This is a genomic window from Psychrobacter sp. ANT_WB68 (assembly GCF_008369115.1).
Lineage (GTDB): Bacteria > Pseudomonadota > Gammaproteobacteria > Pseudomonadales > Moraxellaceae > Psychrobacter.
Map to the genome: position 1 here is coordinate 301,947 of NZ_VOAZ01000002.1, position 14,288 is coordinate 316,234.

Here is a 14,288-nt window from a genome sequence, read left to right on the forward strand (position 1 = left end):
CGATAGCCATTACATAATAAACACCTTAACTCTTGGTATAAACTTGGCTAGGATGCCGCAAAGATGAATAGATATGACAGCGAACAAAATAAACAATACCCATCTAACCTCTTAAAACCAGCGTTGCTTGACCAAATTATTCAAAACTCTCAGCCTGTTTTTGGTGTTTTTGCGCAGGTAAAAAATATCAATTATCTGGACTATCATAGTCATCTTATCTCACAAAGGTCGTTACCCAGTTGGCGTAAAGAGCTCAAAGCTAACCAGTTCTGCTTTATCCAAATTATTCAGCCGCCTTATCGAGTTTGTTTAGCACTGGCGACGATTAAGCTTGCGACTAGTGCTTTTGTCTATCTTTATAACGATGACACTGATGAGTTAGAGGTTTGTGAAGCGTTACAGCCTTTGACTCGGCAGACGCATGTAACAGGTGGCTGCTATCAAGGGCAGATGGTATTTACGCATACCAAGCTGACAGTCACTTTAGACTTTACGCCCTTGCAGATTAACGTTGCGCTAGACAGTCAATACCTGGTACTCAATGCAACCTTAGCAAGGCAATCAGAGCCACTTGCTATATGCACACCGAGTGGTAGGCGTGGCTGGACGTTCACCCAAAAAGAGCCATTAACAGCGATATCTGGGCATTTACTTATCAAAGCCCATTCAAAGTTTAACGCGGATGTTTCTGATGCTCAACCCGAACAAATAGATTTTACCGAGACCGCTATTGCCAACCTCGATTGGACGCTAGGCTATATGCGACACGAGACCAATTGGTTTTGGACGTGTATCAACAGCTATTTACCCGATGGGCGTCATTTTGCATTGAACTTATCGATGGGCGTCAATGAAACTGGCGCCAGTGAAGATGCATGCTGGCTTGATGGGCAGATAGTTTATCTACCGCCCGTAATGTTTATACGTCAGGATTCGGATACATCAGCGCAAAATACTTGGCATATTTATCATCAAAACCTAGGCTGGAGCAAGGTTGATATTGATTTAATCTTTACGCCTATTATTGTCTATAAAAAGACCGATAACTTTGGTGTGCTTGCCAGTATCTTTGAGCAGTGGATCGGATTGTATAGCGGGGAGATACGTTTGGGAGATGAGGTGATTAAGATTGATAAGGTAATGGGCTTGGCAGAAGACCATTTTGCTAAATGGTAGTGTAGTGAGCATAGTTTTGAGTAGCAGCAGTAAGACATTTACTAGATATTGAATAGCATGCTTTATTTTTAAGTCGCCACTGCTCTATAAATTCGGCCGCCAATTCCGTATAATCGTCGCTATCAAAATACTGTTATCATAACCGCTATTAAATATTTGCTAAGGAAGAACAATGTCTATCAAATCTGACCGCTGGATTCGTAAAATGGCCGAAGAACATGGCATGATTGAACCATACGAGCCAGGTCAAGTGCGTTTTAATGATGCAGGTGAGCGTTTGGTCAGTTACGGCACTTCAAGCTATGGTTATGATGTACGCTGTGCCCCTGAATTTAAAGTCTTTACCAACGTGCATTCGGTAGTCGTTGATCCTAAAAATTTCGATGAAAAAAGCTTTATCGATATCGTTGGTGACGAGTGTATTATTCCGCCAAACTCGTTTGCATTGGCGCGTACGATGGAGTACTTCCGCATTCCACGTGATGTATTGACTATTTGCCTTGGTAAATCAACCTACGCACGCTGCGGTATCATCGTTAACGTTACGCCGCTTGAACCTGAGTGGGAAGGACACGTTACCTTAGAGTTTAGTAATACCACTAATTTGCCCGCGCGTATTTATGCGGGCGAAGGCGTGGCACAAATGTTATTCTTCCAAAGCGATGCTGACGACGTCTGCGAGACCAGCTATAAAGACCGTGGTGGTAAGTACCAAGGCCAACGCGGTGTAACACTACCAAGAACTTAAGCACCAAGAACTTAAGTGTTTTAAGGTTGTTGCGCTTTTACACTGACCATAAAAAAAGCCAGCATATTGAATATGCTGGCTTTTTTATTGTTTTATAATTCGGCTATTTCAAAGTCGACTATTTTTTTAAGTTAATTACTTTAAAACTTTTAAACCGGCTTTATTATCACGTTTGGGCTTAGGCGTCGCAGTAGTTATCTTGGATACAGACGTGGGCTCTTCTTCAGGTTCATAATTTTCATATTCATTAGGGTCAAAAAACATCCCTTGCGAGTTTTCTTTGGCATAAATACCCATCACTGCCGTTAGTGGTACCCAAATCTCCTGTGATACCCCACCAAAGCGCGCGCTAAAGTTAATATACTCATTTCCCATACTCATATTACCAGTCGCACGACTGGCGATATTGAGCACAATACGCCCATCTTGTACATGTTCTCTTGGGATCTGTACGTTATCAGCGGTGGCGTCCACCATCAGATAAGGCGTGAGTGCATTATCTTCTATCCATTCATATAGCGCGCGCACCATGTAAGGACGGGTGGGGGTAATAGAGGTGGTTTCTTCGCTCATCTTTGGCTTCCTATATTGAAGATATGAAATAATAATGAAAAGGTATTAATAGTAGAACGTTTTTTATAAAAATTCATTTAAGCTTTATTGTTTGATATTTTAAGGCAGCGTTTGACTATTGTCTAATTAACGCACGCTTTTTTGAAAGCTATCACGCTCAAAGACACGTTTTTGATAGTCAAATAGGGGGCGACTAATCGCGCGCGGTAGCTCGATGCCCATTTCTTCCAATCGCCACAATAAAGGCGCTAAAAGTACATCACACCAACCAAATTCATCTGCCATAAAATAAGGCTTATGGGCAAATAGTGGCGATAAAGTAATCAATGAATCGCTTAACTGTTTTTTAGCCAAGTCAGCTTGGGCTTTGTTAAAACTGTCTGGATGCATCAATAGGCGCTTTCCAAGTACCAGCCAATCGTGCTGAATGCGCCATGCCAATTGTCTGAACTGTGCCCGCTCTTGCGGCGTCTCGGGTAAGAGTTTATTGGCATGATAACGTTCTTCAAGATACTCAAAGATCACGTTAATTTCATACAGCGCAATCTCACGCTGCTGCAAGACAGGTAGAGTGTGATAGGGGTTAAGCTCAGTCAAATCTTCAGGACGTTCGGAGTGCAAACGGGACAAATAATAGGCAAGCTTTTTTTCTTCAAGTAATAGACGCACCACATGACTGTTGTAGCCGTCATCAGCATATAAAATCAGCTGACTACTTGGAATGTCATTTGCATCAATCATGAAAGCCTAATGTTAATAGTAAAGCCTGTTATCGTAAACAAAGTCGCTCTTTTTATCAAGGTAGCGTACGTAAACATTATGAGTGAGCCACATTTTTAGCGGGTATTTTAGTGTTCAATGAGCTCTCAAAACATAAAAAAAGCACTACCGAAGTAGTGCTTTTTTTATGATTAGATTTTATTTTTTAATACTTAATTATTTTACGTCTTTCCAGAACTCTTTGTTCAATAAGTAAACCGGAATTAGTAATACTAACAAGAATAAAATCACAAAGAAGCCAATCACTTTACGGTCATGACGAACAGGCTCAGCCATCCATGCCATAAAGTTAACCAAGTCGCCAACCTCAGATTCAAACTCATCGGCACTCAGCTTTTCTTGCATATTATGCAAGACGTGAGGCATCGCAGCGTTTGCTAGCACTAAGTTGTTAGCGCCCCAAGGACGGCTTGGATCTTCATAGAATGACAACAAGTATGTATATACCCAGTCATCACCACGCAGACGTGTCTCAAGAGACAAGTCTGGAGGTGCTGCGCCAAACCATGAGGCTTGTACTTCAGGGTCAATCTCAGCATTGATATGGTCACCGATTTGATCAGTGGTGACCATCAAATACTTTTCAACCAACTCAGGTGGTATCTCTAAATCTTTAGCAATGCGCGAATGGCGAACGTACTGCGCGGAGTGACAACCGGCACAGTAGTTCATGAAAATCTTCGCGCCGTTTTGTAACGAGCCTTTATTGGTAAAATCAATAGGGGCTGTGCTACAAGCTAAGTGTTCGACCACACCGTCAGCATTGGTGAACGTACCACATCCACCGCCGCCTGCTGCCAGTGCGCTACCAGCAGTCAAGGTCAATGCCGCGCCTAAGCCTAGACCAGCTAGGGATTTAATTAGCGTGCTCATTAGTGACCTCCGGTAACGCGTTCTGGTGGCTGTTTACACTTCTCAATGGCAGTGTAAAACGGCATCAATAAGAAGAACAAGAAATATAGAATGGTAAATACACGCGCCAAGATTGTTGCTGTTGGCGTTGCAGGCGTCGCACCTAAGTAACCCAGTACCACAAAGCTAATAGCAAATACGGTTAAGGCAATTTTTGACAAAATTCCTTTGTAACGTATAGAACGTACCGGTGATCTGTCTAGCCATGGAATTAAGAACAGGAATGCAATCGCACCGCCCATCGCAATAACACCACCCAGCTTATTAGGAACCGCACGTAGGATGGCGTAGAAAGGCGTGTAATACCATACTGGTGCAATATGTGCAGGTGTTTTCAGTGAGTTCGCTGTCTCAAAGTTTGGTGGCTCAAGGAAGAAGCCGCCGCCTTCTGGGAAGAAGAATACCACGGCAAAGAACAAGATAAAAAAGACAACAATACCAACCATATCATGCACAGTGTAGTACGGATGGAATTCAATACCGTCTAATGGTACGCCATTCTTATCTTTTAGCTTCTTGATATCAATACCATCAGGGTTGTTCGAACCCACATGATGTAGTGCCACTAAATGCATAAATACTAAGCCAACTAGTACTAATGGAATAGCGACGACATGCAAGGCAAAGAAGCGGTTTAGGGTAATACCTGAGATGATATAGTCACCACGTACCCATTCGGCAAGGCCATCGCCAATCACAGGTAGAGCAGCAGGTAGGTTTAAGATAACCTGAGCGCCCCAGAATGACATGTTGCCCCAAGGAAGTAGGTAACCGAAGAAACCTTCTGCCATCAATGCTAGGTAAATACCCATACCGATGAGCCAAATAAGCTCACGTGGTTTTTGGTATGAACCATATAACAAGGCTCTAAACATATGCAAATAGACAACGACGAAAAACGCTGAAGCGCCGGTAGAGTGCATATAACGGATGAGCCAACCGCCTTTGACATCACGCATGATGTATTCAACAGACGCAAATGCTCCTTCGGCACTTGGGTTGTACATCATGGTTAGCCAAATACCAGTTACTAACTGATTGACCAGTACGACCATCGATAATACGCCAAAGAAGTACCAAAAGTTAAAGTTCTTTGGTGCATAGTACTTTGACATATGATATTCATAGGTTTCAGTCGCTGGAAAGCGCGCATCCACCCAATGCATTAACTTTTTACCCATGCTCATATTAAGCCTCCCCAATCGTCAAGATGGTACCATCCATACTATAATCTGGGATGGGTAAGTTAAGCGGTGCAGGGACACCACTATAAACGCGACCCGCTAAATCGTATTTAGAGCCATGACAGGGGCAGAAAAATCCACCGTACCAGTCATTACCACCTAAATCGGCTGCGCCAACATCAGGACGGTAGTTTGGCGCACAGCCTAAATGCGTACAGACGCCTTCCACGACCAATATTTCTGGTGAGATAGAGCGCTCAGGGTTTTTACAGTATTCAGGTTGCAAAGATGCATCAGAATCAGGGTCAGACAGTAACGATTTTACTGAATCAAGTGTGGTCAGCATCTCTTCAGTGCGCTTGACCACAAAGATAGGTTTGCCGCGATATTTGACGACAATCATTTGTCCTGCTTCGATAGAACCAATATCTTGGGTCACTGCCGCACCGGCAGCCTCAGCTTTAGCGCTTGGGGTCCAAGAGCGGACAAAAGGTGTTGCCACAGCAGCTACCCCAGCTGCACCAATTACGGCAGTCGAGGCAATCAGAACTCTACGGCGTTGTACGTTAACGCCTTCGGCATGGCTCATTAATACTTCCTCCAGGTGAATGAAATGGGATTATCCCACACTGGGTTTGTGGCTTAGAAAAATTACAATTATCAAGCCACGTTAGCTGTGCCTAATTTTGCTAATTGTTGCTATTCTAAGCTATTTTGGTCATAAAATAAATTATTGTGTTAAAAATAAAGCAACCTTGATAGGGCACACTACAACGTTAAACAGGATAATCAGTCTAAAAGACCTTACTTATCAATGTTTAACAGCTGCTTTTATTCAACAAGGCTTATAGGAATAATGACCTTATAATTAATAAGGATATTCAGCAATAGCGAATGATACTTGAAATTAACACAATGTTCACTAACTTTCAGCACATCACTACTGTGTAAGTCGCTGTGACACCCTTATCACTATTTTATATTATAAAGTAGTGATAAGGGCGTGCATGAAGACTTAGATTAGCTCTCAAGCGTATGCCAGCGTTCAAGCTTATTCATCATTTCATCCTCGATCACTAATAATCGCTCACTGGCAGCAGTAGCGGCTTCAATATCTTGGGTAAACCATGAACCGTCAGCCAGCTTTTCTTCTAGTTGCGTTTGCTCAGCTTCTAGCGCGGCGATTTCTTTTGGTAAATTATCGAGTTCGCGCTGTTCATTATAATTGAGCTTTTTAGCAGCTGTATTAGGCTTTGAGGCTACGGCAGCTTTATTGCTAGCTTTACTATTGGCAGTATTATCGTTAGATGATTTAGCACTCTTAGCTTTTGCCGCTTCTTCACGATTTTTTTGTACCAAATATTCTTGATAACCGCCGACATACTCTTTGACGATACCTTTGCCTTCTTCATCTTGGTCAAATACCCAAGTAGAAGTGACGACGTTGTCCATAAATGAGCGGTCATGACTAATCAGCAAGATAGTACCGTTAAAGCTGCTAACCGATTCTTCTAATAGCTCAAGGGTTGCCATGTCCAAATCGTTGGTTGGCTCATCGAGTACCAGAATATTGGCAGGCTTTAATAATTGCTTGGCTAGTAGGACACGGTTACGCTCACCACCTGATAATGCTTTAACGGGAGTACGTGCACGTTCTGGCGCAAATAAGAAGTCTTGCAAGTAGCTCATGATGTGCGTCTTACGACCGCCAACTTCGACGAAGTCTGAGCCTTCTGAGACGTTTTGAGCGACGCTAGCTTCTAAATCTAGCTGATCACGCAGCTGATCAAAAAAGGCGATTTGTAAATTGGTACCGAGTTCGACAGTACCTGTTTTTGTTATTTCATCGTCCGACATATCGAGTAGGGCTTTAATCAGCGTGGTTTTGCCAGCGCCGTTAGGACCAACGATACCAATCTTATCACCGCGCATAATCATGGTGCTAAAGTTATCGACCAATACGTTGCCATCATATTCCAGATGCAAGTTTTTAACTTTACAGACCAGCTTACCGCTTTTCTCGCCTTCACCCATGGTGATATTGACGTTACCGACTTGCTCACGGCGACCACTACGTTCTTCGCGCAGTGCTTTTAGCTCACGGACACGGCCTTCGTTACGGGTACGACGAGCTTTAATACCTTGGCGAATCCAAACTTCTTCTTGGGCCAGTTTTTTATCAAAGTTGGCGTTATTTTTTTCTTCAGCCAATAATTGCTGCTCTTTTAACTCTTGATAACGGGCGTAACCTTTGGCGCCTTGGGTAACATCGTAGCTAGTAAGCTGACCGCGATCCAACTCAACGATACGCGTGGCGAGCTTATTCACAAATGCTCTATCATGGGTCACGAATAGCAAGGTTAATCCTTGCCAGTCTAATAAGAAACGCTCTAACCATTCGATACTTTCAACGTCTAAATGGTTGGTTGGCTCATCAAGTAATAACACGTCAGGCTTCGTAACAAGCGCACGGGCAAGTAGTACGCGACGCTTACGCCCACCGGATAATGAAGATAAGTCATCTTCTGGATCCAGTCCCATAGTGGTAATCAGACGGGTTGCATCGCGTTCTAAATCCCAGCCATGTACGGCATCAATATCATGCTGTAGCGTGGCCATATGCTCGCAAGCGTCCATATCGCCATTGGCGCACATATCGACCTGCTTATTATAGTTGATAAGTAAGTCAGCCGTACGGCGGCTACCACCCATCACGATGTCTAAAATACGTCCGCTGGTTTCAGGAACGTCTTGTTCTAGCATCGCGACACGCATGCTGCTATTGGTGATAATCTCACCACTGTCGGGCTGTAATGAGCCGTTGATCAGTTTAAATAAGGTGGATTTACCTTCGCCATTGCGGCCAATTAAACAAACGCGCTCACCAGCATTGATCGCAAAATCAATGCCATCAAGAACAGGAGCGACGCCAAAGGCTAAGTGAATATCTTTTAAATGTATCAATGCCATAGAATATCTTAAGCTTATATAATAGAGAAGTAGGGGTTGTTGCAAAATTCCCAGCAGTATAACATGCTGCCACCTAACTGTAGTATGCGTAAATGCATTTACAAGCACTATTTTATAACGGCTATTTTAAATGGTCATAGGTGACATTTGATAAAGCCCGTGACCATATTGTCTAGTATTGAGAAAAATATGAATGAACTGAATTCGATAGATAAATATCCTTCTAATAGTCAAGCTAACCTATCAGATGCCCAAGTGGATTTACAAGCACAGGTCATTGAATTACAAATGAACCTATCTCATCTCGAGATTACTGTAGAACGGCTTGATGAGATCATTACGCGTCAAGATAAAGATATACAAACTTTGCAACGTCAACTGCAGCTTATCTATAAGCAAGTCCAAAGCCAAGATGGAGAGGGTGGTGTGGCGCCATTTGATGTGATAGCAGATAGACCTCCACATTATTAGCGATAAAATTACTTACCTACCGATAGTCAGTATGACGTATTGTTTCTATAAGAATATATCTGCATTTTTGCATAAATATACTGTCTGGTGACTATCTAGTCATATTAGAGAAATAATGTGTTTTTAAGTTGTCTTAATGTAAAAAAAACATTAGTATCCTTCCCCTTAGATACTGTCTACCTAACAAAGTTCGGTATAGCGGTAAAACAATGTGGATGTTTGGAGATACACAATGGGCGCAAATTTCAATCTAAAGACTCTTACGGTAGCTCTGGCTGCTCTTTCTGCAGCTAGCATCACCAATGCAGCTGGTCTTGATCGTTCAGGTCAAGATATCACGGCATTTTTGCAAGATGGTACCTATGCCGAAACGGTTTATACTTATATCGATGCCGATGTGAGTGGCAAGGATTCATCAGGTAATAAAATTGACGATATCGCGGAATCTTATGATTTCTTTCGTTATGGTGTAAAAACAGATATCAACGATACTTTCAGCATTGGTATCTTATATGACGAGCCATTTGGTGCAGCAGCTGACTACACCGGCAAAAACGACTTTATTACTAATAGTAATGCAGATGCGCTTATTCAAGGTTTTACAAAGAATCCTAATTTGAATGAAGCTTTGGTTGATAAAAGTATTGCTCAATTAAAAGGTGCGCTTACTCCAGGTAACCCAGGCAATTTGACTGCTGAGCAATTACAACAAGCCAAAGGTCAGCTTATCGGTCTTGAAGCTGCAAAAGGTTTAGCTGCGACTGCAGGTGAAGCTACCCAAGTAGAAGTGCGTACTGAAAGCATTACTGGTATTTTGGGTGCTAAGTTTGGTGCTAATAAAGAGTTTCAAGCTTACGGTGGTCCAGTTGCTCAACGTGTTAGAGCAGATGTGAAACTGCGTGGTACAGCGTATAGTTCAGCAACTGGATATACGACACATATCAGCAATGATCAAGACTATGGTTGGATCGCTGGTATGGCGTATAGTAAGCCTGAAATTGCCCTAAAAGCAGCGTTGACATATCGCTCTGAAATCAAACATAACGCAAAAGCTTTTGAAACCTTTCCTATTGCTACAGCTGCGGGCGCTACCATCGGTGTACCGCTATCAACTACCAGACATGCTGATATCGAAATCAATACACCAGAATCAATTAACTTTGACTTTCAAACAGGTATCAATCCAACGACTTTAGCAACGGCTAAAGTTCGCTGGGTGCCTTGGAGTGATTTTGCTATCGTACCATCGTTATACAACGACGTGAGTAAAGTTGCTACACAAGACGATAAAGGCTTGGCATTAGTAAGTTATGATGAAGACCAGTGGCAGGTAGAGTTAGGTCTTGCTAAGCGTTTAGCACCAAAGTTTGCGGTTAGCGGTACCGTTGGTTGGGATAGTGGTGCCGGCAACCCTGTCACTTCACTTGGCCCAATTGAAGGCTATTATAGTGTCGGTCTAGGCGGTAAATATGACATCACTGAAAACTGGGCTGTGTCTGCTGGTGGTAAATATCTGTGGTTCGGTGATGCTGATGGTCAAATACCGACTAAGCAAGTTGTTAGTAATTTCGAAGACAACGATGGTTTCGCACTTGGTGTGAAGCTTTCTTATCAAGCTAAGTAAGAATTTAACTAAACATTACTAACCTTAATATAAGTCATATGTTTTTAATAAAAAACGACCTTAAATGGGTCGTTTTTTTATGCTTTTAATATGATAAATAAATATGCGAAACATTCGTTTTGTGTCTTTTATTTGAAATGAAAAATCATTATTTTTAAACTTAAGTTTACTAGTAATAAATATTATAAGATGTTGATTTTACTATAAATAAACAATAGTTTGTTTGTTTATATTTAATTTTTCATACTGTTCAGTCATTAATAAGAAATAAAGCTTTTTAATTGTTGTTTTAATGTCAAAAAGTCATTACTATTCGATTTAGGACATCGTTTACATAATCTTATGTTTTGCGTAACAATGCTAAATATTGCTTGTGTAAATGATTAAACAACGAGGATGTTTGGAGATATACAATGCGCGCTACTTTTCATTTAAAAACTCTTGCCGTAGCGATAGCTACTCTTTCTGTAGCCAGTATGACTAACGCGGCAGGTCTTGATCGTTCAGGTCAAGATATCACTGCATTCTTACAAGATGGCACTTATGCCGAAGCCGTCTATACCTACATCGATGCTGATGTTAGCGGTTATGATAGCGCTAACAACGTTCCTAGCAGTAATGCTTATGTTAAAGGTAATGCAACTGGCGATATCGCTGAGTCTTATGATTTCTTTCGTTATGGCGTAAAAGCAGATATCAACGACACCTTTAGTGTTGGTGTTTTATACGATGAGCCATTCGGCGCTGCTGCTGCCTATAATGGTGATAATAACTTTGTATCAAAAGGTGATCAGAATGCATCTATCACTCAGCTAACTGGTGGTGCATTTACTGGTGCAACTATTGGAGCTGAAATTACTAGATTAAGCCAAGCAGCAGCTAACACAGCATTACCACAAGAAGTAAGAGCAGCAGCAGCGGCAGGGGCAAGATCTCTAGGTACTGTGGCAGCAATAGCACAAGCTGAAGCAGGTAATGCAGGGGAAGGTACCAACGTCGAAGTACGTAGTAATAGTATCACCGCTATTCTAGGTGCCAAATTCGGTGCTAATAAAGAGTTCCAAGTTTATGGTGGTCCTGTTGTTCAGCGCATCCAAGCTGATGTGAAGTTGCGCGGTCTAGCTTATGGTCCAGCGACTGGCTATACCTCACATATTAGTCCGGATCAAGACTATGGTTGGTTAGCAGGTGCGTCTTATAGTAAGCCTGAAATTGCTTTAAAAGCAGCGTTGACTTATCGTTCAGAAATTGATCACGATTTAACGATTGCTGAAACCTATCCGATAGCTGGCGCCTTAGGTATTAATCCAGTTCAAACCAATACTATGGAATTAACTACACCACAATCAGTTAACTTCGACTTCCAAACTGGTATTAATCCGACAACGTTAGCGACCGCAAAAGTACGCTGGGTACCTTGGAGTGATTTCGTAATTACTCCACCACTATATAATGAAGTGAGTAAAGGTAATTACGGTCCTAATGGATTAGATTTGGTTGAGTATGCAGATGACCAATGGCAAGTGGAGCTTGGTCTTGCCAAGCGCGTTGCGCCAGCCTTAGCGGTAAGTGGTACGGTTGGTTGGGATAGTGGCGCTGGCGATCCAACAACATCATTAGGTCCTATTGATGGCTACTATAGTGTTGGCTTAGGCGCTAAGTATAATGTTACTCCTGAATGGGCAGTGTCAGCAGGTGGTAAGTACTTATGGTTTGGTGATGCCAAAGGCCAACTGCCAACTCAAAAACTTGTGGGTGATTTCCAAGACAATGATGGATTTATCGTTGGTGTGAAACTGTCTTATCAAGGTAAATAAGTTTTCCTATTAACACTTAATAAGACTAATGTTCGTAAAATAAAAGCAGCCTCAAAGGCTGCTTTTCTGTTTTTAGAATTCCATATTTATAATTAAATATTAAATAGTCACATAATGTAGATGTCTAATAGGTCTATTTCTAATCGCGATGTACTATTACCATAGGTTTGAGTACCAGTACGTCATTTGTATTTCCTCTTAGATATTTTATAAACTTTAGCCTATTTTATTAAAGTATAAAAAGAGAGTTGCTATAAGACTCAACTTTAATTATGATATCTAAGTCGGTTACGTTGTCTTACATAGCCGCAATGTCTGATAACAAAGAAAGTAAAGTCGTGCAAACGTTAATTACCTTCGATAGTTAAACAAATAAGTCGTTTGGCAAAGGATTGCATAGCATAAACTTAAGTTAATTAAGCCATTTGCCAATTATTTTATTCATGGAGGATATCAAGTGTCTCAAAAATTTCCTGTCTCTAAGCTTGCTTTAGCATTATTCACTTTGACAGCTGCATCACTCACACAAGCCGCTGGTCTTGATCGTTCAGGTCAAGAGATTAAAGGCTTTTTTAATCCTGGTACTTATGCTGAAGTTGACTTCGCGTATATCGATACTAAGGTTTCTGCTTATGATAATGCAGGTGCAATTCGAACCTCACCAACGACAGAAATTCGTAATGGTATTACTTCAACGGAAGCGGAATACGAAAAAGGGGTATCAACCGGAAACGCTACTCCAGATTCTTACACTTTTATGCGCTATGGTGTCAAAACTGACATAAATGATAGTATCAGTATAGGTGTTTTTTATGACGAACCTTTTGGTGCAGAAGTAGAATACTCAGGAGACAACACTTTCGTATCTAAAGCGGGAAAACAAACAATCGCTGATTCTTCTACGGGTACATCTGTACCTAATGAGGTCATCAACGCTTCGGTTTTGGATCCCAATTATAATAAAAATACGAATGTTAAAGTGCACACTGAAACAGTAACAGGTTTAATCGGCTTCAAATCTAATGGCTTTCAAGTATATGGAGGCCCAGTTATGCAAAAAGCGGAAGCTGAAGTGCATTTGCGTGGTCAGGCGTATGGTCCACTAACTGGCTACGATGCAAATGTAAATAGCGATACAGATTATGGTTGGATAGCAGGTCTGGCCTATAGTAAACCTGAAATCGCATTAAAAGCAGCATTGACTTATCGTTCTGAAATCGATCATAAAACAGCAGTAGGTGAAAGAGTTCCTCTCTTAAATTCACCACTAAAGAATATAGCGCTAGGTAAGCTTGGGATTGATCCAAAGTCTGAACTTGGGCAGTCTATTGGTGAGTATGCAACGACAGATGCAACCGTAACTACGCCTGAATCAGTTAATTTTAATCTTGAGACAGGTTTAAGTGCAAAGTATCAGCTATTGGGCACCTTGGACGTACGTTGGGTACCATGGAGTGATTTTACTATTGTACCACCATTATATAATGCGTACTCTAAAGCGGCTGTTCCAGAAGGTTTACCATTACTTTCCTATGAAAAAGATCAATGGAAGGTAGACGTTGGTTTAGCGAAACGCTTCAATGAAAAATTAGCAGGTTCAGTAGTTGTTGGTTATGATTCTGGAGCAGGTGATCCAGTAAGCTCATTAGGTACTATTGAAGGATTTTATAGTATTGGTGGCGGTGTAAAATACAACGTAACACCTGAGTGGGCAGTTTCAGTCGGTGGTAAGTATCTTAAATTCGGCGATGCTACAGGACAATTGCCTAATGGTAGTATTGTTAGTAGAGCTGAAGATAATGATGGCTATATCGCTGGTGTAAAGCTTTCATATCAGAGTCAATAATTTAGCGTAAAAATATTGTATTTATAAGAATTAAGAAGCTTATTTAATGAACTTGATAAGCTTTTTAATAATTAGGTATAAAGATTGCAGCCATATATTGTTAATAATTATTATTTCGAATTATTGACTAATAAGATAGTTTTTGATTGAATCAAATGTTAACTGTATATATCATTTTCAATTTTAT

12 protein-coding genes are annotated in these 14,288 nt (G+C 41.3%); 6 read left to right on the forward strand and 6 right to left on the reverse strand.

The features are described from left to right. Positions 1-63 precede the first annotated feature (63 nt). A complete protein-coding gene (locus FQ084_RS06415) occupies positions 64-1,176 on the forward strand; it encodes a DUF2804 domain-containing protein (protein ID WP_149489811.1) in 1,113 nt (370 codons plus the stop codon). Between the two features lie 172 nt (positions 1,177-1,348). Then, positions 1,349-1,924 (forward strand): dCTP deaminase, encoded by a 576-nt coding sequence (gene dcd / locus FQ084_RS06420; protein WP_149489812.1) that lies wholly within the window; start codon positions 1,349-1,351, stop codon positions 1,922-1,924. Between the two features lie 135 nt (positions 1,925-2,059). On the opposite strand, the gene FQ084_RS06425 is transcribed toward dcd, so the two are convergent. The 6 genes from FQ084_RS06425 to FQ084_RS06450 all read right to left on the reverse strand — a co-directional run bounded on the left by FQ084_RS06425 (position 2,060) and on the right by FQ084_RS06450 (position 8,343). Further along, positions 2,060-2,497: a ClpXP protease specificity-enhancing factor gene (locus FQ084_RS06425; protein WP_149489813.1), complete on the reverse strand. Its 438-nt coding sequence runs from the start codon at positions 2,495-2,497 to the stop codon at positions 2,060-2,062. Positions 2,498-2,623: 126 nt separating this feature from the next. Beyond that, positions 2,624-3,238 (reverse strand): glutathione S-transferase N-terminal domain-containing protein, encoded by a 615-nt coding sequence (locus FQ084_RS06430; RefSeq protein ID WP_149489814.1) that lies wholly within the window; start codon positions 3,236-3,238, stop codon positions 2,624-2,626. A gap of 195 nt (positions 3,239-3,433) precedes the next feature. Beyond that, complete coding sequence (locus FQ084_RS06435; RefSeq protein ID WP_149489815.1) at positions 3,434-4,150, reverse strand: cytochrome c1; 717 nt, start codon at positions 4,148-4,150, stop codon at positions 3,434-3,436. Beyond that, the gene (locus FQ084_RS06440) at positions 4,150-5,370 is read right to left on the reverse strand and encodes a cytochrome b (protein WP_410477333.1); all 1,221 of its coding nucleotides are present in this window, start codon (positions 5,368-5,370) and stop codon (positions 4,150-4,152) included. Before FQ084_RS06440 ends, FQ084_RS06435 begins: the two co-directional genes overlap by 1 nt. A 7-nt stretch (positions 5,371-5,377) precedes the next feature. Then, complete coding sequence (gene petA / locus FQ084_RS06445; protein ID WP_149489817.1) at positions 5,378-5,962, reverse strand: ubiquinol-cytochrome c reductase iron-sulfur subunit; 585 nt, start codon at positions 5,960-5,962, stop codon at positions 5,378-5,380. 431 nt (positions 5,963-6,393) lie between these two features. Then, on the reverse strand, positions 6,394-8,343 hold the full coding sequence (locus FQ084_RS06450; RefSeq protein ID WP_149489818.1) for an ATP-binding cassette domain-containing protein: 1,950 nt from the start codon (positions 8,341-8,343) through the stop codon (positions 6,394-6,396). 189 nt (positions 8,344-8,532) lie between these two features. On the opposite strand from FQ084_RS06450, the gene FQ084_RS06455 reads away from it, so the two are divergent. The 4 genes from FQ084_RS06455 (at position 8,533) to FQ084_RS06470 (ending at position 14,101) form a co-directional block, all read left to right on the forward strand. Beyond that, positions 8,533-8,814 (forward strand): SlyX family protein, encoded by a 282-nt coding sequence (locus tag FQ084_RS06455; protein ID WP_149489819.1) that lies wholly within the window; start codon positions 8,533-8,535, stop codon positions 8,812-8,814. Positions 8,815-9,046: 232 nt separating this feature from the next. Beyond that, complete coding sequence (locus tag FQ084_RS06460; protein ID WP_149489820.1) at positions 9,047-10,438, forward strand: outer membrane protein transport protein; 1,392 nt, start codon at positions 9,047-9,049, stop codon at positions 10,436-10,438. Between the two features lie 413 nt (positions 10,439-10,851). After that, positions 10,852-12,255: an OmpP1/FadL family transporter gene (locus tag FQ084_RS06465; RefSeq protein WP_149489821.1), complete on the forward strand. Its 1,404-nt coding sequence runs from the start codon at positions 10,852-10,854 to the stop codon at positions 12,253-12,255. Positions 12,256-12,712: 457 nt separating this feature from the next. Continuing rightward, positions 12,713-14,101: an OmpP1/FadL family transporter gene (locus tag FQ084_RS06470; protein ID WP_149489822.1), complete on the forward strand. Its 1,389-nt coding sequence runs from the start codon at positions 12,713-12,715 to the stop codon at positions 14,099-14,101. Positions 14,102-14,288: the final 187 nt, after the last annotated feature.

Excerpts from the sequence above, each read along its gene's own strand:
- FQ084_RS06415 (WP_149489811.1), top strand. The coding sequence starts at position 64 with ATGAATAGATATGACAGCGAACAAAATAAACAATACCCATCTAACCTC.
- FQ084_RS06450 (WP_149489818.1), bottom strand. The coding sequence starts at position 8,343 with ATGGCATTGATACATTTAAAAGATATTCACTTAGCCTTTGGCGTCGCT.
- FQ084_RS06425 (WP_149489813.1), bottom strand. The coding sequence starts at position 2,497 with ATGAGCGAAGAAACCACCTCTATTACCCCCACCCGTCCTTACATGGTG.
- FQ084_RS06435 (WP_149489815.1), bottom strand. The coding sequence starts at position 4,150 with ATGAGCACGCTAATTAAATCCCTAGCTGGTCTAGGCTTAGGCGCGGCA.
- FQ084_RS06465 (WP_149489821.1), top strand. The coding sequence starts at position 10,852 with ATGCGCGCTACTTTTCATTTAAAAACTCTTGCCGTAGCGATAGCTACT.
- FQ084_RS06430 (WP_149489814.1), bottom strand. The coding sequence starts at position 3,238 with ATGATTGATGCAAATGACATTCCAAGTAGTCAGCTGATTTTATATGCT.
- petA (WP_149489817.1), bottom strand. The coding sequence starts at position 5,962 with ATGAGCCATGCCGAAGGCGTTAACGTACAACGCCGTAGAGTTCTGATT.
- FQ084_RS06460 (WP_149489820.1), top strand. The coding sequence starts at position 9,047 with ATGGGCGCAAATTTCAATCTAAAGACTCTTACGGTAGCTCTGGCTGCT.
- FQ084_RS06455 (WP_149489819.1), top strand. The coding sequence starts at position 8,533 with ATGAATGAACTGAATTCGATAGATAAATATCCTTCTAATAGTCAAGCT.
- dcd (WP_149489812.1), top strand. The coding sequence starts at position 1,349 with ATGTCTATCAAATCTGACCGCTGGATTCGTAAAATGGCCGAAGAACAT.
- FQ084_RS06440 (WP_410477333.1), bottom strand. The coding sequence starts at position 5,370 with ATGGGTAAAAAGTTAATGCATTGGGTGGATGCGCGCTTTCCAGCGACT.